At 35.0% G+C, this 21,514-nt stretch carries 23 protein-coding genes; 14 read left to right on the top strand and 9 right to left on the bottom strand.

The genetic code is table 11. From position 1 onward, the window contains the following. Nucleotides 1-13 precede the first annotated feature (13 nt). Together IEV35_RS14995 and IEV35_RS15000 are read right to left on the bottom strand one after the other, a co-directional pair. Entirely contained in the window at nucleotides 14-586 is a 573-nt protein-coding gene (locus IEV35_RS14995) for a DNA-3-methyladenine glycosylase I (protein ID WP_188385504.1), read from the bottom strand. After that, complete coding sequence (locus IEV35_RS15000) at nucleotides 570-1,418, bottom strand: sulfurtransferase (RefSeq protein ID WP_188385477.1); 849 nt, start codon at nucleotides 1,416-1,418, stop codon at nucleotides 570-572. The genes IEV35_RS14995 and IEV35_RS15000 overlap by 17 nt, the downstream gene beginning before the upstream one ends. 133 nt (nucleotides 1,419-1,551) lie before the next feature. Here IEV35_RS15000 and pepT point away from each other — a divergent pair, with 133 nt between their 5' ends. Further along, a complete protein-coding gene (pepT, locus tag IEV35_RS15005) occupies nucleotides 1,552-2,793 on the top strand; it encodes a peptidase T (RefSeq protein ID WP_188385478.1) in 1,242 nt (413 codons plus the stop codon). Nucleotides 2,794-2,796: 3 nt separating this feature from the next. Here pepT and IEV35_RS15010 read toward each other — a convergent pair whose 3' ends face one another. Together IEV35_RS15010 and IEV35_RS15015 are read right to left on the bottom strand one after the other, a co-directional pair. After that, the gene (locus IEV35_RS15010) at nucleotides 2,797-4,002 is read right to left on the bottom strand and encodes an MFS transporter (RefSeq protein ID WP_188385479.1); all 1,206 of its coding nucleotides are present in this window, start codon (nucleotides 4,000-4,002) and stop codon (nucleotides 2,797-2,799) included. Between the two features lie 61 nt (nucleotides 4,003-4,063). Further along, nucleotides 4,064-5,080 carry a serine hydrolase domain-containing protein gene (locus IEV35_RS15015; protein ID WP_188385480.1) on the bottom strand — a complete coding sequence of 339 codons (1,017 nt, stop codon included), beginning with the start codon at nucleotides 5,078-5,080 and terminating at the stop codon, nucleotides 4,064-4,066. 172 nt (nucleotides 5,081-5,252) lie between these two features. On the opposite strand from IEV35_RS15015, the gene IEV35_RS15020 reads away from it, so the two are divergent. After that, nucleotides 5,253-6,317: a D-alanyl-D-alanine carboxypeptidase family protein gene (locus tag IEV35_RS15020; protein ID WP_188385481.1), complete on the top strand. Its 1,065-nt coding sequence runs from the start codon at nucleotides 5,253-5,255 to the stop codon at nucleotides 6,315-6,317. Between the two features lie 25 nt (nucleotides 6,318-6,342). Here IEV35_RS15020 and IEV35_RS15025 read toward each other — a convergent pair whose 3' ends face one another. Beyond that, nucleotides 6,343-6,795 (bottom strand): DUF2269 family protein, encoded by a 453-nt coding sequence (locus tag IEV35_RS15025; protein WP_188385482.1) that lies wholly within the window; start codon nucleotides 6,793-6,795, stop codon nucleotides 6,343-6,345. A 204-nt stretch (nucleotides 6,796-6,999) separates the two neighbouring features. On the opposite strand from IEV35_RS15025, the gene IEV35_RS15030 reads away from it, so the two are divergent. Continuing rightward, nucleotides 7,000-7,563: a nitroreductase family protein gene (locus IEV35_RS15030; protein ID WP_188385483.1), complete on the top strand. Its 564-nt coding sequence runs from the start codon at nucleotides 7,000-7,002 to the stop codon at nucleotides 7,561-7,563. A 184-nt stretch (nucleotides 7,564-7,747) separates the two neighbouring features. Here IEV35_RS15030 and ddlA read toward each other — a convergent pair whose 3' ends face one another. After that, the gene (gene ddlA / locus IEV35_RS15035) at nucleotides 7,748-8,848 is read right to left on the bottom strand and encodes a D-alanine--D-alanine ligase (RefSeq protein WP_188385484.1); all 1,101 of its coding nucleotides are present in this window, start codon (nucleotides 8,846-8,848) and stop codon (nucleotides 7,748-7,750) included. 181 nt (nucleotides 8,849-9,029) lie between these two features. On the opposite strand from ddlA, the gene IEV35_RS15040 reads away from it, so the two are divergent. The 4 genes from IEV35_RS15040 (at nucleotide 9,030) to IEV35_RS15055 (ending at nucleotide 11,866) form a co-directional block, all read left to right on the top strand. Next, on the top strand, nucleotides 9,030-9,563 hold the full coding sequence (locus IEV35_RS15040; protein WP_229740767.1) for a hypothetical protein: 534 nt from the start codon (nucleotides 9,030-9,032) through the stop codon (nucleotides 9,561-9,563). Nucleotides 9,564-9,877: 314 nt separating this feature from the next. Beyond that, entirely contained in the window at nucleotides 9,878-10,396 is a 519-nt protein-coding gene (locus IEV35_RS15045; protein WP_188385486.1) for a CotY/CotZ family spore coat protein, read from the top strand. 109 nt (nucleotides 10,397-10,505) lie between these two features. Next, complete coding sequence (locus IEV35_RS15050; RefSeq protein ID WP_188385487.1) at nucleotides 10,506-10,835, top strand: thioredoxin family protein; 330 nt, start codon at nucleotides 10,506-10,508, stop codon at nucleotides 10,833-10,835. A 275-nt stretch (nucleotides 10,836-11,110) separates the two neighbouring features. After that, nucleotides 11,111-11,866: an exodeoxyribonuclease III gene (locus IEV35_RS15055; protein ID WP_188385488.1), complete on the top strand. Its 756-nt coding sequence runs from the start codon at nucleotides 11,111-11,113 to the stop codon at nucleotides 11,864-11,866. Nucleotides 11,867-11,913: 47 nt separating this feature from the next. Here the strand turns inward: IEV35_RS15055 and IEV35_RS15060 are convergent, their stop codons facing one another. Then, nucleotides 11,914-12,861: an MBL fold metallo-hydrolase gene (locus IEV35_RS15060; protein ID WP_188385489.1), complete on the bottom strand. Its 948-nt coding sequence runs from the start codon at nucleotides 12,859-12,861 to the stop codon at nucleotides 11,914-11,916. Nucleotides 12,862-13,207: 346 nt separating this feature from the next. On the opposite strand from IEV35_RS15060, the gene IEV35_RS15065 reads away from it, so the two are divergent. Continuing rightward, a complete protein-coding gene (locus IEV35_RS15065) occupies nucleotides 13,208-13,828 on the top strand; it encodes a spore coat protein (RefSeq protein WP_188385505.1) in 621 nt (206 codons plus the stop codon). Nucleotides 13,829-13,942: 114 nt separating this feature from the next. Continuing rightward, nucleotides 13,943-14,737: a TIGR00266 family protein gene (locus IEV35_RS15070; protein WP_188385490.1), complete on the top strand. Its 795-nt coding sequence runs from the start codon at nucleotides 13,943-13,945 to the stop codon at nucleotides 14,735-14,737. A gap of 41 nt (nucleotides 14,738-14,778) precedes the next feature. Here the strand turns inward: IEV35_RS15070 and IEV35_RS15075 are convergent, their stop codons facing one another. After that, a complete protein-coding gene (locus IEV35_RS15075; protein ID WP_188385491.1) occupies nucleotides 14,779-15,642 on the bottom strand; it encodes a YitT family protein in 864 nt (287 codons plus the stop codon). A gap of 245 nt (nucleotides 15,643-15,887) precedes the next feature. Here IEV35_RS15075 and ltaS point away from each other — a divergent pair, with 245 nt between their 5' ends. The 5 genes from ltaS (at nucleotide 15,888) to IEV35_RS15100 (ending at nucleotide 21,208) form a co-directional block, all read left to right on the top strand. After that, nucleotides 15,888-17,876 (top strand): lipoteichoic acid synthase, encoded by a 1,989-nt coding sequence (gene ltaS / locus IEV35_RS15080; RefSeq protein WP_188385492.1) that lies wholly within the window; start codon nucleotides 15,888-15,890, stop codon nucleotides 17,874-17,876. Nucleotides 17,877-17,983: 107 nt separating this feature from the next. Then, nucleotides 17,984-18,163 carry a YfhD family protein gene (locus tag IEV35_RS15085; RefSeq protein ID WP_188385493.1) on the top strand — a complete coding sequence of 60 codons (180 nt, stop codon included), beginning with the start codon at nucleotides 17,984-17,986 and terminating at the stop codon, nucleotides 18,161-18,163. Nucleotides 18,164-18,306: 143 nt separating this feature from the next. Beyond that, nucleotides 18,307-18,753 (top strand): YueI family protein, encoded by a 447-nt coding sequence (locus tag IEV35_RS15090; RefSeq protein WP_188385494.1) that lies wholly within the window; start codon nucleotides 18,307-18,309, stop codon nucleotides 18,751-18,753. Nucleotides 18,754-18,807: 54 nt separating this feature from the next. Then, the gene (locus IEV35_RS15095; RefSeq protein ID WP_188385495.1) at nucleotides 18,808-19,053 is read left to right on the top strand and encodes a DNA alkylation repair protein; all 246 of its coding nucleotides are present in this window, start codon (nucleotides 18,808-18,810) and stop codon (nucleotides 19,051-19,053) included. Between the two features lie 169 nt (nucleotides 19,054-19,222). Continuing rightward, entirely contained in the window at nucleotides 19,223-21,208 is a 1,986-nt protein-coding gene (locus IEV35_RS15100) for an acetoacetate--CoA ligase (protein WP_188385496.1), read from the top strand. A gap of 209 nt (nucleotides 21,209-21,417) precedes the next feature. Here the strand turns inward: IEV35_RS15100 and IEV35_RS15105 are convergent. Further along, a partial coding sequence (locus tag IEV35_RS15105; protein ID WP_188385031.1) for an IS3 family transposase occupies nucleotides 21,418-21,514 on the bottom strand: 97 nt, incomplete at its 5' end.

Raw genomic sequence — 21,514 nt, forward strand, 5'->3', positions numbered from 1 at the left:
GCTTGAACTTTTTTTACTTTCCATATAGAAAACAATCTACTGTATGATCATTTACCATACCAGTTGCTTGCATATATGCATAACAAATGGTTGGTCCTACAAATTTAAACCCTCGCTTTTTAAGATCCTTACTCATCGCTTGGGATTCTTCAGTTTGTGCAGGTACTTCATCGTGAGATTTCCAAGAGTTTACAATTGGTTCATAATTAACAAATTGCCAAATATACTTATCAAAACTACCATATTCCTTTTGTATGTTAAGGAAAGCTTTTGCATTCGTTACAACAGACCTGACTTTCTTTTCGTTCCTTATTATTCCCTCATTTAATAAAAGAGATTGTATTTTCTCCTCATCGTAAGCCGCTATTTTTTCTGCATTAAAGTTATTAAAAGCTTCTCGATAATTCTCTCTTCTTCTTAAGATTGTAATCCAACTTAAACCAGCTTGAGCTCCTTCTAATATAAGCATTTCGAATAGCTTTTTGTCATCATGTACAGGTCTCCCCCATTCATAATCATGATATTCTTGATAGAGCACATCATTCACAGGAACCCAACTACATCTATTATTAGTCATTCGTTTCATCCTTCGTTTCAACAGGGTTATTTTCATAGGATATCCAATCACTGTAACTGCCTGGATAAAGTTTTACATTTTTAAACCCAATCATCTTGAGTGCAATAATGTTTGGTGTTGCGGATACCCCAGAACCACAAGATACTATGATCTCTTGCTCTTTATTTAACTTTGAGAATTGCTTTTCAAGCTCCTCTTTACTTTTCCATCTACCGTTTTCATCTAATACTTCCATCCAGAAATAGTTTTTTGCTCCAGGTATGTGGCCAGCTTTAGTATAAAGTGGTTCCGATATTCCTAAATACCGTTCTGAACTACGAGAATCGATAAGTATTGCTTCCTTATTAATTATATTCTCCTTAATTCGGTGGATATCGACAATCTCATTCGACTGAACGTTAGGTTGAAATTTCTTACTTACTTTTGTCGAAATTTCTGCAGTTACCGGTTGTCCCGCTTTAATCCAAGCCTCATATCCTCCATCTAATATGTATACATCTTCATGTCCTAAAAAACGTAACAGCCACCAAAAACGAGGTGCAAACATATCATTTCCCTTGTCATACACGACAACAGTTGTGTCTTTATCAATTCCCGCTTCACCAAGTTTTTCAGCTAAAACATTAGCATTTGGTAATGGATGATTACCACCATGTTTTCTAGGGATATCTGATAAATCCCCTTCAAGGTCAAAATAAATTGCCTGTGGTATATGTGCCTTCTCATACGCCTTCTTTCCAGCAGAAGGGTCATCTAATTGATATCGAACATCTACAATTGCTACATCTGAATTATTATTTAGGTATTCCGTTAGCTTCTTAACTGTCACTATAAAATTCATGGACTCACTCCCAACTAAGTACTACTTACTATAATTCGCCAAATATATCTGAATTCCTTTTCTTCCTAATTATTTCGGAATACGGTATAATTATTTCCATATTACAATAAATTCCTATAAGGAGCGAATTGATGTGAAAGAAGACATTATTAGCCGTTTTACTACATATGTAAAAGTTGATACACAGTCAAATGAAGATAGTACTACAACCCCGTCAACGCCTGGACAATTAGATCTGCTAAATTTACTCGTTGATGAGTTAAAGGAGATAGGAATGGAAGAAGTATCCATTGATGAAAATGGATATGTATTCGCTACATTGCCAGCAAATACAGATAAAGTCGGCGTTCCAACAATTGGATTTTTAGCTCATGTTGATACAGCAACTGATTTTACTGGCAAAAATGTTAAACCACAGCTAATAGAGAATTTTGATGGAAAAGATATAGTATTGAACGAAGAATTAAATGTTGTGTTATCTAGTAATGAGTTTCCCGAATTGCCAAGTTATAAAGGGCATACACTAATAACAACAGATGGTACAACACTACTTGGTGCAGATAACAAAGCTGGAATCGCTGAAATTATGACAGCAATGGACTATTTAATTAAACATCCAGAAATAAAACATGGAAAAATACGTGTTGCATTCACACCTGATGAGGAAATTGGCCGTGGACCTCATAAGTTTGATGTAGAACGATTTAATGCTGACTTTGCGTATACGATCGATGGTGGGCCTCTTGGTGAGCTACAGTATGAAAGTTTTAATGCTGCAGCAGCTAAAGTCCACTTTAAAGGAAATAGCGTACATCCAGGAACTGCAAAAAATAAAATGATTAATGCAGGTAAAATGGCTGCTGAATTTGTAAATAAATTCCCTGAAAAAGAATCACCAGAGCATACGGAAGGATATGAAGGTTTCTACCATCTAATCTCGATTACTGGTGATGTAGAAAATACGCGTGTATATTATATTATTCGTGATCATGACCGTGAAAAATTTGAATCTAAAAAAGAAACATTAACGAGATTTGTCGAAGAGATGAAAGAAAAATACGGAGATTCAAGCGTTGAACTAGAAATGAACGACCAATATTACAATATGCGTGAAAAGATTGAACCTGTTATTGAAATTGTAGAAGTTGCTAAACAAGCAATGACTAATCTAGATATTGAACCAATTATAGAACCAGTTCGTGGTGGAACAGACGGATCGCAATTATCGTACATGGGATTACCGACACCTAACATATTTACTGGTGGAGAAAACTTCCACGGAAAATTTGAATACATCTCTGTAGATAATATGGAAAAAGCAACAAATGTTATTATAGAAATCAGTAAACTATTCGAAGCAAATCACACAGCTTAGGGTCTATTCCCTAAGCTGTTTTTGATATTTTAAAAAGATGGATAAAACAAAGCCGACTACTAGCATTAATGCTAATATTGTAAACGTCATAAACATTGTTGTAAGTTCTAATAATTCAATTGCAATGATTGGCCCAAGCATTGCCCCAATAAATAAGATAAATGCGTAGTATGCATTAGCAAGAGCTCTTCTCTCTCCACCTAACTCTCCAACAAGTACCATAATGGATGGAAAAATGATCGATATGCCAAATACATAAACAATACTCATCATAATTAGAAAAAATATACTGTTGCCTATTCCTAATAAGAAAAGTCCTAGGGCCGATAGTGCTAAACCACATCTTAAAGTAGTCAGTACTCCAATTCTCTTTACAATTTTGCCTACAAATGGAGAGACAAGCATACCAATAATACCTATAGCTCGAAAACCTAATATTTCTTTATCATTTAAGTAAAACGGTGCTCCTTCCAGATAACTCCCGAGTAACGTATACATTCCCATAAATGTTAATAACAACATAATTGTGATCGCATAGATTAATATGAAATTTTGTTGTTTAAAAATAACCTTACTATGATAAATGTAGAAGTTTAATCCTTCTTTATGTTTTTCCATATTTGGTGTTGGCATTAGGATTATTCCAGCTATAAATGTTACAAAATATAATGCGCCAAATACATAGAAAACCATATTCCAACTTCCAATTTGAAATAATACATCGGCAAGCACTTGCCCAACAATTCCAGAAGTAACATAGCCAAAACTGATAAAACCAATTGTAGTAACAAGTTTATTAGAAGGAATGACATCGAAGGCATATGCTAATGCAGAAGGGGCAAAAGTAGAAGCAAGAAATCCTTGTAATCCACGTAAAATTACTAGTCCTATAAAGCTACTAGTTACACCAATTAGGGGAGTGATAATTGCTAATGTGGCTAAGCCAAATAGTAATACAGGTTTTCTACCGATACGATCGGCAAGTGGTCCAAACAACAAGAAGCCAATCGCATAAAAAAGCGAAAACGAGCTGCTAGTCCAAGCAGACATCGTTTTCGATACTTGAAACGTACTTTCAAAGACAGAAAAGAGTGGTGTCGTTACATAGGCACTAGAGACAACCATTAAAGCACACCAAAATAAAAAGAATGTAATGACATTAGAAGAATATTGCCTTTTTGCATACGGAGTAACTATTGATTTCTCCATTTTCCCACTCCTCTTTGTTTTCTTCTACAAAGATATGAAGAAAAAAGAAAAGTGTGCTTGCCTAAGACAATTCTCCTTCTATCGCAAGCAAAATATCATACGCACCTGCCGACTCATTAGAAGTAATAACAACTTTTATTCCACTATTATATATTGCAGAGTGAAAACTGACACCTGGGTCATAGCCCATAACATGATGTTTGGTAATATTATTTCCCTTTTTCTCAATCCAAATGCCATACCCATAAAATTCATCTTCATCACTTTCAACATATGGAGTTAACAGTTTCTCCGTTATCTCACTAGATAAAAGAGAATGATTGCATAATGCATTCCAGAATTTCTGCATATCTCGGATTGTAATAAAGGCTCCTCCATCAGGTCCTCCTTTAACAGGAATGGAGTATATGTTTGTCTTCCAAGTTCCAACCACGTCAGATTCAATATACCCTAACGCTGTATTTGAAGGTAATTCATCTAAGGAGAAATAACCAGAGTCAGTCATACCTGATTTTCTAAAGATGTATTCTTCAACAAAATCAGTGAATTTCTTCCCAGATATCTGCTCAATGAGTAAACCTAGTACAATAAATGCTGCATTATTATAATGAAACATTCTTCCTGGCGGAAACATCATCTCATTTGATTGGAACATAGATAAAAAATCTTTAGGTTCACGAATCAGATACATTGGTTTTACTTTCCACAAATCTGCAAAATCATCCATTACCGATTCATCAAAGTAATCCGGTATCCCAGAAGTATGAGTTAATAGATGATGTACGGTTATATCCTCTGAAAAGCTTGAAAAATCAATGTCTAAGTAGTCCTTCAAATAGGAGTCAAACGATATTTTCCCTTGCTCGACAAGAATACCTATTCCAACTGCTGTGAAGATTTTACATCCGGAAGCAATGCCAAATCTCGTATCAATAGTGTTATCTAATTTGTCCGATCGGTTGGCATAACCAAATGCTGCTTCATAAATAGTTTCTTGTCCTTTTTGGATGCTAATAGCCCCTGAAAATCCTATTTCTTTTACAACTTCCTCTATTTTTCTATCCAATTGTTCAAACATTACGCTTCTCCCTTTCTATTAAGTGAAAAGCACAATTAAATCCCTGCATTTATAGTATAATGCATTTCTTCATATTTTTACCATATAGATAAAAATATATTCCCTCATTCAATCGAGTTATTAGTAGTATAATAGATATTAGAATGCTTTATTTCCAAGGGAGAGTGCTTTGATGTCATACAAACAAGCAGTTCATATATTAATATTTACTAGTTTGCTGCTTATGTTAGCAGCTTGCAATACTTCAAATAACAATTCTAGTGTGATAGAGAACATGAATGATACGGGTACTGAAAATGAGAATGAAGTTAAGGAAGAAGCAGTAGAGGAGGAAGAACCTGAGATAGTGAAAGAATTATCTCTCCCCTCAGATGTATTACAAAAAGGAGATCAAGGTCAATCTGTAGATGAACTTCAAAACGTATTAATCCACATTGGTTATGAAATCACTGACTCTTCACTGTATGATAATGAAACAGTGTGGGCGATTACAGATTTCCAACTTCAAACCGAAAACTTACTCGCAACAGGTTTATATGATGAAGAGACAAGATTAGAATTGGAAACCGTACTAGATAACGAGATATCACTTACACCTGGAGTCGGCCTTGCATTTGTTGAGGAAGAACAAATAGATGAAGATACGAAAACTATCTCTAATCCATACGATGTTTTAGCCTTAATAAATAAACAGCATGCGCTACCAGCAGACTATGAACCTATTGATTTAGTAGTTCCTGACGTACGCTTTCCGTTTGTTGAAGATTTACCAAAAAAACAAATGCGTAAGGTTGCTGCTGATGCACTAGAGAAAATGTTTGGAGATGCTGATTTAGAGAGCCTTGATTTATTTGCTCAATCTGGTTTTCGTTCTTATGAAAGACAGGATGTTCTATTTGCAGCCTATGTTTCCAATCATGGAGAAGAACAAGCAAATACATTTAGTGCAAAACCTGGAGAAAGTGAACATCAATCTGGTCTAACAATGGACGTAACAAGTCCTCAAGTAAATTACGCCTTAGTTACTGAATTTGGAGAAACAGAAGAAGGAATATGGTTACAAGAAAATGCTCACAAATATGGATTCATCATTCGCTATCCAGAAGGAAAAGAAGATATCACTGGCTATCAATATGAACCGTGGCATTTACGGTACGTTGGAATAAAAGCAGCAACTGAAATAATGGAACGGGGCATTACTTTAGAAGAGTATTTGGAAGAAAAACTAAATAAGTAAAAGCGAGGGAATCTTCCCTCGCTTTTTAAAATGGTTTAAGAATCATTAAAGCAATAATTACTATAAATATCACATTTTCTATTCTTTCTACAAAAAATAATTTCTTTGACAACTTGCTATATTGATCTGGAATATTCTCCCCTACAGCTTCATTCAAAAGTTTTTTAATTGGTTTTGATCTTGGAGACAGTAAAAGTGGGCCGAAAGCTAGCGCAATTAAAAATAGAACTAAACTTGTAACATACCAGCCTTGTTGAAATAAATAATTATTGATAATACCCATCCATATACCAGTTATTAATAACAGCGTACCACCAACCATAGTGAATATGTGCATTCGATTTCTAATTGTATAAGCATGCCTCAGCTCTGTTAAGTTTGTTGCTTTCGATACAATTGGTATCATCATAAATCCAGGACCCATACCTAAAATAGCAGAAAATATATGAATAAATACAAGTACCTCATAAAAAGACATAGGCTAACCTCCATACACTATCATTACTTCTCTATCATACACCTATTTTTCAGTGCATGTTCGTGATTATTATCACATTTTCATGAAGGATATAGATTCGACATACGATTGTCACCAATTTGCTTTTCCAATTTGTATGAAGTAATATGTTGATAAATGAAAATGATTATCATTCACGGACTAACAACAAAGGGGCGTTAGAACATGCAAATACTTAAACAACAGACCGATATAGCAAAACTAATTCGAGAAAGACGATCTATAAAAAAAGGATATAATAATAAATTAGTTGAAGAACAAACAGTTATAAATTTATTAGAAGATGCTATTTGGGCTCCTAATCACGGAATGAGACAACCGTGGCGATTTATATTTGTTGGAGATAAGCAAAAGAGGCAATTCGCTAAACAGATTGCTAGCACATACCCTAAAGAGAGACAAGCAAACCGTGAGAATTACTTAAATGAACCAAGTGCCATTTTAGTCGTTATCATGGAAAAAGGGGAAAACCAGAAAAAGCAAGATGAGAACTTTGGTGCTACCGCTTGTCTGATCCAAAACTTCCAACTCCTCGCTTGGGAAGAAGAGCTAGGTGTAGTATGGAAAACAAATCCACATATATACGATCCTCAAGTAGAAGAGTTGCTACAGGTTAGCGACAATGAAAGAATTATTGGTTTTTTACACATGGGTTATTTTGATGAGAAACCAGAAAAGAAAGACCGAATTCCGGTGGAGGATAAATTCAAAACGTTTTATATTAGTTAAATCACGAATGCATTAACAGCGCTTTCACCATACAAAATGTTACAAGGCATAAGAAAATGTCTAATCTTCAAACCATCATTAGACAAAATTAGAAAAAGTATTAATAATGTCGAATACTAGCTATATAAAAATCTGTATGAAGAAAAGAAGGAGTCTACCCTAAATCGAATAGACTCCTTCTTTATTAATCCCAAACAGTACTCTTCAAATTAGAATCATTTTGATGTCTTTCTACTGCTAAATCAATTAATTTACTAATTAGTTCTGTATAAGGTATACCGCTAATTTCCCAAAGTTTTGGATACATACTAATTTTCGTAAAGCCTGGTAATGTATTTACTTCATTAACGTACAACTTATTCTCGTTTGTTAAGAAGAAGTCGACACGAGCAAGCCCTTCACATTCAAGTGTTTTAAAAGCTTCGATTGCTACCTGTTGAACTTTCTTCACTTGTTCTTCAGAAAGCTCTGCTGGAATAGCAAGTTCAGCACCTTTTTCATCAATATACTTTGACTCATATGAATAAAAATCAGTATTAGGTAGCACTTCACCTGGAATAGATGCAATTGGATCGTCATTTCCTAGAACAGCACACTCAATTTCACGGCCAACAATATTCTCTTCTATAACAACTTTATGATCATATTGGAAAGCTTCTTCTATTGCTACTCTAAATTCTTCTTCCGTCTTCACTTTACTCACTCCAACGGAAGATCCTTGGTTAGCTGGTTTCACAAACATTGGTACTCCAAGCTTTTCGCTTATCTCTTTATAGCTTAATTTATCTTTGTTAGAACGTTTCACTACAATGCCTTTTGCAACATTTATACCAGCTGCATGCAACAATCTTTTCGCAATATCTTTATCCATACATATCGATGATCCTAGTACACTTGGTCCTACAAATGGCAGATTTGCCATCCGTAACATCCCCTGTAAACTTCCATCTTCTCCAAGCGTTCCATGTACAATCGGGAATATTACGTCTAATTGTTCTAGGCTTGTCGCATTTTCTACATGAATCAATTGATTACTAGCAGACCCAGGTACAATAGCTACATTATCATTTGATTTATTTAAAGAAATTAATCTAGGATTCTCAGCATTCAATAAATAAGACGATTGGTCGTTTAAATGCCATTTTCCATCTTTAGCAATACCAATTAGAGTAACTTCATATTTATCCTTATCGATCGCATCAACAATATTTTTAGCAGACTGCAGTGATACTTCATGCTCTGCAGATTTCCCTCCGAAAATAATACCTACTTTTTTCTTTTTCAATTTAGACGCCCTTTCCATTTGAAACTTTAAGAAATATTAACAATCCATAAATCTAAAATAGCATAGTTTGGCTTGTTTTTAATAGTACCATATAAAAAATATTATATTCCTTGCAAATCATATTATTTCCTGTCTTTGAATACATTAAAGCATGGACAACCTTCATGAAAGGAATAAAAATATGACCTACATGCTTTTCTTCATTCTAAGTCTATGTACACTTCAAATAATAAGTGTTATTTTCATTAATTTCTATTATAGCTATCACCTAGATAGAATGCATGGCATGATTGTAGCCATGACTTTAGGAATGATGAGTGGAGTGCTATTTGGTACTGTTGTCGGAGTCATTCTTCATGGTGATTTACTTGTATCCACAATCATCTCCATTCTGATTGGCCTATCCATTGGATTTATTACAGGTATACCTTTTTCATTATTTGCAGTTATTGATGGAAGTGTATCTGGATTAATGGGCGGTATGATGGGTGCAATGCTTGGCGAAATGGTCACTATGTCTAACCCGGATACAATGCTTAAAATATTAACTCTATTTACCGTTATGATTTTCATGCTTGTCTCTTATGAAACTGAGAAAAAACTACAAGAAGCTAACAAGAAAGGATTCTTCTTCATAAGTAAATATCCTTACCTCTCCTTATTCATCACCATAGTCTTCTTTTTCTTACTTAAAAACGTGGAAATTATTCAATGAAGTTCCAAACAACCTTTTTCTATTATAAGTACCTAAATTTAAACTTGTATAAAAGACAGGAGCTACGCTTAGCGTAGCTCCTAGTTTCATGGAAGGCTAGTATCTAGTGCCACCATGGATAGAGTTTATTTTATATAATCATCTAGTTCCTTATTCGTGTTGGCTATTACCATAATAAAAGAATCTATTTTCTTCAAATAATATAGTTATATTACTCATTTTCACTAGAAATAGACTAGTAAACAACCAGTGTTTTCACTCCAACATAGATTATAGTGTATAACAAAATTCATAAATAAAGGAGAGAAAATAGCATGAGTTGTTGTTCTGGAAAACACTCTGGTCATTGTGTTTGCGATATGGTTCGTAAAATTGTCTTAGCGCAAAATGAGGCTGAAGAAAATCAAAATAATTGCTGTACTACAGGTTGTGAACAATCCATTGAAAAATTGCTTTCACCTACCACTGTAACTGATAACGGTCCTACTACAATTCCATTCTTATTATATTGTAAAGGTGATTGTGATTTGTTCTTTGCTAGAGGTGTACGAATGAATGAGAATACCACTACAACTTTTGACTGTGTAGAAACACCGATTTTTAAAGCAAAAAAATTCAAACATGATTGTTGTGTGGAATTAGAGCTTCTTGAAGTTACGTCATCTGGAAGTCAGACTATTATACCAAGTCCAAATCATCCACAACTTGAATGTGGGTTTCTACCAAGTAGCGCTAATGGATTACGTGAAACTGGTATCTGTATCACCGTTGACCTCCACTGTTTCTGTGCAATTCAGTGCCTAGATCCAACTACACCAGCAAATTCAGTATAATTTCATTTAAAAACAAGGCATTCCTTCGTTGAATGTCTTGTTTTCTTTTCATACATATGATTGGGTACAAATTCATAATTCGAATATAATAATACGTAGGAGGAAACATATGCAAACATTTACAAATTTACATTCGATTGAAGAATTTATTCAGTCAAATAGATTAGCCTTTTTGTACATTTCACAGCCAGAATGTAGTGTATGTCATGCACTTAAACCTCAAGTGTTAGAAATACTGTCTCATTACCCAGAAATAAAAATTGGTTCCATAGATGCGAATGTGGTTACAGAGATTGCAGGCAGATTCTCTATTTTTACAGTTCCTGTATTACTCCTATTTGTTGACGGTAAAGAATTCTTACGTGATGCAAGAATCGTCCATTTGGACCTATTCAGAGAAAAAATAGATAAAATATATCAAAATGTGGTTGGGGCATAGTACCAACCACATCTTAATTAATTTACTAATAAACGATAAAAATATAATGAATAGTCATCTTCTCTTTCTTTCTCGAGGACGATTTCTCCTTCGTATAATACTTCACCGTTGAAACATACATGATAAATAGATGTTCCGAATTGTCTAATGGTAATAATAGTTAAGCTATGACCTATTTATTAGTTGGTGTTATCATAATATAGTAGACAAATAACACTAGTTTCTTTGGTAGTGTGTACTACCATTTTGTAACAGTAAATAAAAGAGGGAAGAAAATGAAGTTAGTATCTTGGAATGTTAATGGGTTACGAGCATGTGTCCGAAAAGGTTTTATAGATTATTTTCATGAGGTAAATGCAGATATATTTTGTGTACAAGAAACAAAGCTACAAGAAGGACAAATAGAACTGGATTTACAAGGCTATTATCAATATTGGAACTACGCAGAGAGAAAAGGTTATTCAGGAACAGCAGTTTTCACAAAAAATAAACCTCTCTCTATACGTTACGGGTTAGGAGATGAGGAAACCCAGGCTGAAGGGCGAATAATTACATTGGAGTATGAAGACTTCTTTCTTATTAATGTGTATACCCCTAACTCACAACGCGATTTAGCCAGATTACCTATACGCTTAGAATGGGAAGACGCTTTATTTAATCATATATTGAATCATGATAAGGTAAAACCAGTAATCTTATGTGGCGATTTAAATGTTGCTCATCAGGAAATTGACATACGAAACTACAAAACAAATTATGGCAATTCAGGATTTACAGAGGAAGAACGGGGGAAAATGTCTCGCCTCTTAAATGCTGGATTTATTGACACATTACGTTACTTTTACCCAGAAAAAGACGATATTTACACATGGTGGAGTTATATGAAAACGGTACGTGAACGGAATATTGGTTGGAGAATTGATTACTTTATCGTTTCAGAAAGAATGAAAGACAAACTAATTGATTCAGACGCACATACTTCTGTATTAGGAAGTGATCATTGTCCAATCATACTAGATATTGACATTTGATAAATATAAAGTTTAAAAATGGTAGCCCAGTCTTAGGCTACCATTTTTTACTGCTTTAGTTTTTGAAAATAATCAATAATTCCTAGGGCACTCACTTGCATATCTAAGTTTATTAAGATATAAACATGGTGATCATCAGGTACATTTAACTCTCTTAAATGCTCCTTAACACGCCCTAACATACGTTCTGCTAACACATCATATCCTTTACCTTCTGCAATAACTTGCTCGCCTTCTTCTACAAAAATATCTAACCACTCTTTAACTTGATGTAAGGCTGCCGTCGTTTTCATTGTTGAACCGAAGTGACCAAAGTAAATAAAGTCTAGATTCATATCTAACATGCGATTAATTGATTCATGCATTGCTGATGGGTCAAAATGATTAGGTGATGTGGATGGTAAAAATAAATCAATTCCTAAAGAATCTAATTGGTCATATCGTACCCCTGCCGTATCCCCAGTAAATAATCCATTACTGACTGGATCATAGATACTAAAGTGATGTCTGGCATGGCCTGGAGTATCCAGGAATTGTAATGTACAATTAGGACCAATCTGTAACGTATCACCTTCACCTTTTACAATTAGTTTGCTTTCTGGAATAGGTTCAATTGGGTCAAAGAATTCGGAGAAACTTTCTCCGTATATTGCTCTTGCCCCACCCGCTAACCTAGTTGGATCCATTAAATGCCTTTTCCCACGTGGATGTACAATTACTTTAGCATTAGGACATAAATTTAATAATACCCCTGCTCCACCAGCATGATCCAAATGAATGTGAGTTACGATAATATATTTCACTTCATGTAATCGGTGACCTAACCCTTCTAGACCCTTTTTAATATGTTTTATAGAAGGACTTGGCCCCGTTTCCACTAAGGTTAATTCTTCTTCATCTATCACATATGTACCCGTTCTAGATGGAATCCCCATATCAAATCCATCAATTAAATGGATACGGTCGGTAATTTGAATTGGTAATCTCCCAAGCATATTATCGCTCCTTCCCTATATATCTTTATCGTAGCATTTCTTTATAAAAAATTCATTAAGTTAGCAATCTTAGCATGGTTTATATATGTAAATAAAGATGCTGTTTTCAAGAGGATAGGCCTTAGTTTCTTTATTAGTACCCATTTATTATTTCAACATCCAAATCCAATTTCAAATGATGTATGACAGCAACTCATTCATCATTTCTACAGCAAATCCAATGCCCTCTCCCATAATATTCCTCACTTCCAATCAAATGTATCCCAGCTAATTAATGGATTGGATATTTTGGTTTGAAAAGAAAATAATAATCCTGATTCTTCTTAGAGGAGGTAATAATTTGAACATGAACAACATGAATCAACAACAAAATCAAGGGTTAACGGGTACTTCTCAAATGCCTGCTAATATTAGTCATGGTGGTCATGAATTATTTGATGCGCATGAAGCTATTGGTGGTTTAGTTGGTGGCATGGAACAGTATATGATTTATGAACAATATGTCCAGGATCCACAACTAAAAACTATGATGCAGCAACACAAGACTTTTTTAACACAGTTGTATAATACTCTTGTTGAAACGCTAAAGACTGGTAATGAACCATCTGTTAAAACCCAAACGTACAATATGACAACAAGTAATGACGTATTATACGGAATGACCCCATCTCAGCCAAAGAAACCAGCACAATCAGTTAATGAAATTAATGATGAGTGTGTGACTGGATTTATGATGGGTTGTTTAAAGTCTAGTGCCTCAGCATTTACAATGGCAGCCCTTGAAACAACAAACCCAGTACTAAGAAGAGTCTTTGCAGATAGTGTTCCAAATATTATCGAAATGGCATATGAAGTGTTCCTTTATCAAAACAGAAATCAATATTACCAAGTACCACAACTAAAACAAGAAGATATGCAACACTATATAAACAGTTTTGCTCCTATTCAAGGAACACAACCACATTAATAAGCCCAAAATATTGTGCTCAGGTAATACTGGGCACTTTTTTTAACAAAACATGAATCATACTAGATAGTACATTCGTATGATTATCTATTACATACTATAGGAGGAAAACGTATGAACAATCATGAAATAGACTACAAATTATACGGGGATGATATGCAATTTGTAGAAGTGGAACTTGACCCAAGTGAAACTGTAATTGCGGAAGCAGGAAGCTTAATGATGATGGATGACCAGATTCAAATGGAAACAATATTTGGAGATGGATCAAGCCAAAGCGGTGGACTAATGGGCAAGTTGCTTGGAGCTGGAAAACGAGTACTTACCGGGGAGAGTTTATTTATAACAACTTTTACAAATGTTGGTATGGGAAAAAGGCATGTTTCATTTGCTTCTCCTTATCCTGGTAAAATTATTCCCATGGACCTAAGTGAATTAGATGGGAAATTAATTTGCCAAAAGGATTCTTTTCTCGCTGCAGCTAAAGGTGTAGCTGTTGGGATTGAATTTCAAAGAAGATTAGGAACTGGCTTCTTTGGCGGCGAAGGATTTATTATGCAAAAACTAGAAGGGGATGGCATGGCATTCGTCCATGCTGGTGGTACCATTCATAAACGGGAACTTCAGCCTGGTGAATCTATACGTGTGGATACAGGTTGCCTTGTCGCGATGACGGGTAATGTAGACTACAACATAGAATTCGTTGGTGGAATAAAAACTGCGCTATTCGGTGGCGAAGGATTATTCTTTGCAACTTTAAAAGGTCCAGGTACGGTGTGGATTCAGTCCTTACCATTTTCAAGACTTGCAAGTAGAATATTTGCAGCTGCCCCTGAACGTGGAGGTTCCAAAGGAGAAGGTAGCGTCGCAGGCGGATTATTCGATTTATTTGGCGGGGATAGAAAATAGTAATTGAAAAGGACTGTCTCTAAGTACAGTCCTTTTCTACTTTACAGCTTCTGCCCATAATACTTATCCAACGTAAATCCTCTTCCTAAAATTTCAGAGGCATTGAGGAAGATAACAAAAGCATCCGAAACTTCTTGCTGAAGCTTTCCTTTTAATTTAACTGCTTCTTGTTGTTCAGCGACACAAAGTATTAAAGTTTTATCTTTATTTGAGAAGCCACCTACAGATCTCACTTTAGTTAAGCCACGGTCGATTTCCGTACGAATAATTTCTTGAACCTTCTTCTCCTCCTCTGTAATAATAACAATTAGTTTAGACGAGGAAGTCCTTAATTGAACAAAATCAATCGCTTTACTAGAAATATAAATGGCCATTAATGCAAAAAGGGTTAATTCAAGGCTAAATACAAAGATGGAAGAAATAACTACAACTCCATCTACAATTAATTGTGTATAGCCACTAGATTTACCAGTAAATTTCTTTAAAATTTGTGCAATGGAAGCTGTTCCACCTGTTGACCCCTTTCCAAGGTATACTATGCCAAGGCCAACACCAAGGATAATTCCTCCATATAGTGCTCCTAAGAAAGGATTTGTTATAGTAATTGGAGTATTTGAAGTCAAGCCTATCATGAAGGGAACCCAGAATGTTCCAACAAGTGTTTTCCCACCGAAGTCCTTCCCAAGTACTATCCAACCAATAATAAAGATAGGAATATTTATTACAAATTGTGTAGCAGCTGGGCTAAAACCAAAAAGTTCATATAATACGGTACTTACTCCTGAGATACCGCCTGCAGCAAGTTTTGATGGTAATAAAAAGACGTTATATGCCAACGCTACTAAAGTAGCCCCAAAAATAACTAGTGCATATTCTTTCCATAATTTCCCACGATGTGAACTCATATATTTGCTTCCTTTCTATGTGAACAAGCAAATTATATTTTATCATAGCTTGGAATTGAATTGAATACACTTGATTATGTCGCTATAACTGATGGAAACTAACAGTCTAACCATACTTTCCCAATAGAAATAACTGGAAATTTGCTTGATATGTAGTTTAATTTACGTTAAAATCATAACTTGACGACTTTCCAATTGGAAAGAGTTTAAAAATCTAGGAAGCAATAAAAGATGGGGTGAATACGATGAAAAAAATATTAACATCTAAAATGTCCTTCTTTTTTGTAGCCGTACTCTTACTCTGGTTAAAAACATATCTGATTTATACAACAGAATTCAATTTAGATATTAAAAATGAAATACAGGAATTTTTATTATTCTTTAATCCATTAAGCTCTGCATTAATCTTCTTAGGAATAGCACTATTTGCAAAAGGAAAAAGAGTTGGATTTTGGATAATACTAATTGACGCTTTAATGAGTCTACTAATATATGCAAATGTTGTCTTCTATCGTTTCAATAATGACTACATTACACTTCCGACTCTAACTCAAACTGACAACTTTGGGAGCTTAGGAAGTAGTATTGCCAGTCTTGTACAGTGGACAGACATTGTTTATGCATTAGATGTGGTTATTCTAATTGCATTATTCATCTGGTTCCACAAAGGATGGTCTACAGATAGAATTAGCCGCAGAAAGCCTATATTAATCCTTATTATTGGTCTAATTGCATTTTCATTTAATCTAAGTTTGGCAGAGTCAGACCGACCAGAACTACTAAAAAGGACATTTGATCGAAATTATATTGTTAAGTATTTAGGAATATACAATTTTGCAATTTATGATGCAATCCAAAATGTAAAAACATCATCACAGCGTGTATTAGCTGATAGTGATGACATTACAGAAATTGAGAACTATACAAAAAATAAATTTGCTGAACCAAATCCAGAATTATTTGGTGTTGCAAAAGGTAAGAACATTATAAAGATACACTTAGAGTCATTTCAAACTTTTCTTATAAATTACGAGTTGCATGGTGAAGAGGTAACTCCATTTCTTAACTCGCTTGTAAATGATCCTGAACTCGGGTTCACGTATTTTGATAACATTTTCCATCAAACTGAACAAGGTAAAACAGCCGATGCTGAATTAATTACCGATAATTCTATTTACGGTTTACCACAAGGTTCCGCATTTGTTACAAGAGGAACAAATACGTATCAATCACTACCAGCAATCTTAAATCAACAACAAGGTTACACATCAGCAATTTTCCATGGTGATTATAAATCGTTCTGGAATCGTGATGAAGTTTATAAACAATTTGGTATTGATGTATACTTTGACGCAAGCTATTACAATATGACAGAAGAAAATGTCATTAACTATGGTCTATTGGATAAGCCTTTCTTTAAAGAGTCTATCCCGATGCTTGAATCACTTGACGAACCATTCTATGCCCATATGATGACATTAACTCACCATCATCCATATATCGTACCTGAGGAATTAGCGACAATCGCACCTGCCGAAACAGGCGATAAATCGGTTGACACGTATTTCCAAACAGCAAGATATTTGGACGAATCCTTAGAACAATTCTTTAATGATTTAAAAGAAGCTGGTCTATATGAGGATTCTGTTATTTTCTTATATGGTGACCACTATGGTATTTCTAAAAACCATAACCGGGCAATGAAAGAAATTATTGGTGAAGAAATTACACCATTTAAGAATGCCCAATTACAGCGAGTTCCATTCATTATAAAAATTCCTGGTGTGGAAAGCATGGGAACTGTGCATAAATACGGTGGACTAATCGATATTATGCCTACCCTACTACACTTACAAGGAATTCACGGTCAGGATTATATTCAATTCGGAACAGACTTATTCTCAGAAGGTCATAAAGAGTATGTACCTTTCCGTAATGGTGATTATATCACCCCTGAATATAGTGTTGTCTCAGGAACTTATTATGATAATGAAACTGGTGAAGAAATTGAACCAACTGAGGAAATGTTAAAAATGAAAGATGAAGTTCTCCATGAACTCGAGCTTTCCGATAAATTATTAAATGGTGATTTATTACGTTTCTATTCTCCAAACGAAGCATGGAAACCAGTGGATCCGTCACAATATCGATATGGTAATGAGACTGGTGTCCCATTCCAAGCTGAAGAACCGGATGAACCAGTTGATACAACTAAACCACATTTAGAACAATAATATGTTAAACGAGTAATTGTAAGGGAAAATTTCCTTTCAATTACTCGTTTTTTAAATTAAAGGTTCGTTCATACTAAAATCGAATACTCCAGAAAGAGGTGAAAGTTATGGGACGCGGTGACCATAATCGAGCAACTGGTAAAAATCATTTAGCTCAAACTCCTAAAAGTCAATTAGCCAATTCAGATGGTTTTGATGTAGAGTATTCAGAAGAACTTGCTGATCATGATGATAAGGTAGCACAAGCACGTAGTAATGCTGCTGAAAGACGAGTAAGAGGACAATAATATGGACTGGCCCTTCAACTAGGGCCAGCCATCCTCCATTCCCCCTTCCCCCCCCTATTTTCCGTACAACTCACCAAGAATCTCGTTTTCCATTGCACACAAATGACTACTCTTATACAATATTAAGAAGTGAGGTGTCCTAAATGAGCAAAAAGAATGTAGAAGATTATCTAACTGAAGGGATTTATGGTGTTCGACTGCCAAAGCAAGAAGAGCGTGACTATTTTCTTGGTACACTGCGAGAAAGAATTGTTCTTGCTTTAACTAAAGGACAAGTAATGTCAGATAAAGGATTAGCTAAACTTGAAGAATCAATGCAAGAAAATAGAAATGCAAAATTGCTGTTCAATGGCGATATTTCCTCTCGCTTCCTTACAGCAGAAAAGAATTTAGCTAATAAATATAATATCCCATATACAGTAGTAACAAATGAAGAGATTGAAACCGATATAGGGGCTGTTTTAGCCTATGACTATGCGATAGATAAAGAAGAGATATTTATGAAGGAAGATGATCCTGTCAGCGAGAAAAAGCCACAAAACGAAAACAAGAAATCATCTATCTTTTCTAAGCTAAAGAGTTTCTTCTAAGGTAAACGTATAAAAATTGATACTGGCTTGATACTAACGGTGGAGGTGTGTAAAATGGCACAAAAATATCGCTGTCCAAACTGCAAAACAAACCGCTCCCGCTTTAATATTATTGAGCAAGTTGCAAAACCAGTTAAGTTAGACCCACAGACCGGAGATATCATAAATGATTATGAAAATAGTGTGATCGAACCATTCCATACATTATATAATGGTCCAAAGTACCGTATACAATGTGGATCTTGTGGACTTATAGAAGATGAAAATACATTTATAAAATTTGGAGAACGGCCATTATAAAACCACAGCTTCTAGCCTGTGGTTTTTAATTATTAATAAAGGGCGACAAAATCTCAAAGTTTTTGTTAAACTATAACGGTGGCTTTTTTAAAAAATAAACTTACCTTTACACATAGAAACCGTTTTCATATAATAAAGTTAATTATGAATTTTTAGGGGGAGGAGTTTTATGAGACAAATTGAAGAAGGCAGCTTACTTTGGACACCAAGTGCTGAACGGATAAATAATGCCAACATTATGTCATATATGAACTGGTTAAAAGATAAAAAAGGACTCTCCTTTCAAAATTATTCTTCACTCTGGGAATGGTCAATAAATCATATTGAACTGTTCTGGGAATCACTGTGGGAGTATTTCAAGATACAATCACCATCATCCTATCAGTCTGTATTATCAACCCATCAGATGCCCGGCGCAAGATGGTTTGAAGGTGCAAAAGTCAATTATGCAGAGCACATATTTAGAAACTACAATAATAACGGTACAGCAATTATACATACTTCTGAAATTCGTACTGAAAGACATCATGTTAGTTGGAAAAAGCTTTATCAAGATACTGCCGCATTACAACAAACGTTAAAAAGTCTTGGTGTACAAGAAGGTGACCGAGTAGTTGCTTATTTACCGAATATATACGAAGCAACGGTCGCTCTTTTAGCAACAGCTAGCTTAGGTGCAATCTGGTCTAGTGCTTCCCCTGATTTCGGTAAACAAAGTGTAATCGATCGGTTTAAACAAATCGAACCAAAAGTATTAATTACAATTGATGGATATAAATATGGTGGGAAAGAGTTTAATCGAATGGAAGTTGTTGCAGAGATCCAATCAGAACTAGATTCACTGGAAGCAACAATCGCAATTCCATATCTAAATGAGGATGAGCAATTTACAAGTCTTCAATCTGTATACTTATGGAAAAATGCAATAAGAGAGACGGATGAGCCAATTATATTTACACACGTTGATTTTAATGATCCGTTATGGATATTATTTTCTTCTGGAACGACCGGTAAACCAAAACCAATCGTACATAGCCAAGGTGGTATGTTAATTGAACATTTAAAAGCATTAACTTTTCATACTGATCTACATGAAAATGATCGGTTCTTTTGGTTTACTACTACTGGTTGGATGATGTGGAATTACTTAATTGGTGGTTTATTAACAGGGAGTACAATTATCTTATATGATGGGAATCCCGCTTACCCTAATAAGAAGATGTTATGGAAACTCGCCGAAGAAACAAAAATGACTATTTTCGGCACATCTGCAAGTTATATTACAGCATGCATGAAAGATGATTTAACACCTAAAGAAGAGTTTGACTTAACTGCACTAAAATCAATTAGTTCAACAGGTTCACCACTACCGCCAGAAGGATTCCAATGGTGTTATGATCATGTAAAAAAAGATATAACGATTGCCTCTATTAGTGGTGGGACAGATGTGTGTACCGCATTTATTCTTGGTGTTCCAATTTTGCCAGTTTATGCTGGAGAGCTGCAATGTCGAGGTCTTGGGGTTAAAATCGAAAGCTATGATGAAGATGCTACTCCTCACGTTAATAAAGTTGGAGAACTTGTTATAACAGAACCATTCCCAGCAATGCCTATTTTCTTTTGGAATGATGTTGATGGAAGTCGTATGCACGATAGCTACTTTGATATGTATCCTGGAATATGGCGTCATGGGGATTATATTAAAATAACAGAACGTGGAACTAGTATTATTTATGGTCGCTCCGATGCAACAATTAATCGTGGTGGTATCCGTATTGGTACAAGTGAAATCTATCGAGCTGTTGATCAAGTGAAAGAGATTGAAGATAGTTTAATAGTTGACATACCAATGGAGAATGGAGAATCATACGTCCCTTTATTCGTAGTATTGAAGCCTGGTGTAAATCTTTCAAGTGAGATTATCACTAAAGTAAAAAGACAAATTAAGAATCAATGCTCACCAAGACATGTTCCAACTGAAGTAATCCCTGTCCAAGATGTCCCTAAGACTCTTAACGGAAAGAAACTAGAGGTTCCTGTAAAGCGAATATTAATGGGCCAACCAATTGAAAAAGTAGCCAATAAAGGAGCTCTAAGTAATCCAGAAACATTAAGTTACTTTGAAGGATTTTATAAAGAGAAATTATCTAGATAACACAAAAAAGAGTGGGACATAACAATTTCTCACAAGGGTAAAATCAAATATTAAAGGATGTGCATCTAACGCGCCCCGGAAATATACTGCGCTTTCCGTGGGCGGCTGGTGAGCCTCCTCGTGCTTACGCACTGCGGGGTCTCACCGATGCCTTTCCTCCCACAGGAGTCTCCGTATATGGTGGTGACCCCCAAAAGTTAGAGTTTTTATTATGCAGCTGATTGGCTGGTTTGAGTTCGGTATTGTACTGGACTTAAACCAGCTAATTTTGCTTTAATTCGTTCGTTATTGTAGTAATAAATATAT

Origin of the sequence: Ornithinibacillus halotolerans (genome assembly GCF_014637405.1) — a bacterium.
Classification (GTDB): domain Bacteria; phylum Bacillota; class Bacilli; order Bacillales; family Amphibacillaceae; genus Ornithinibacillus; species Ornithinibacillus halotolerans.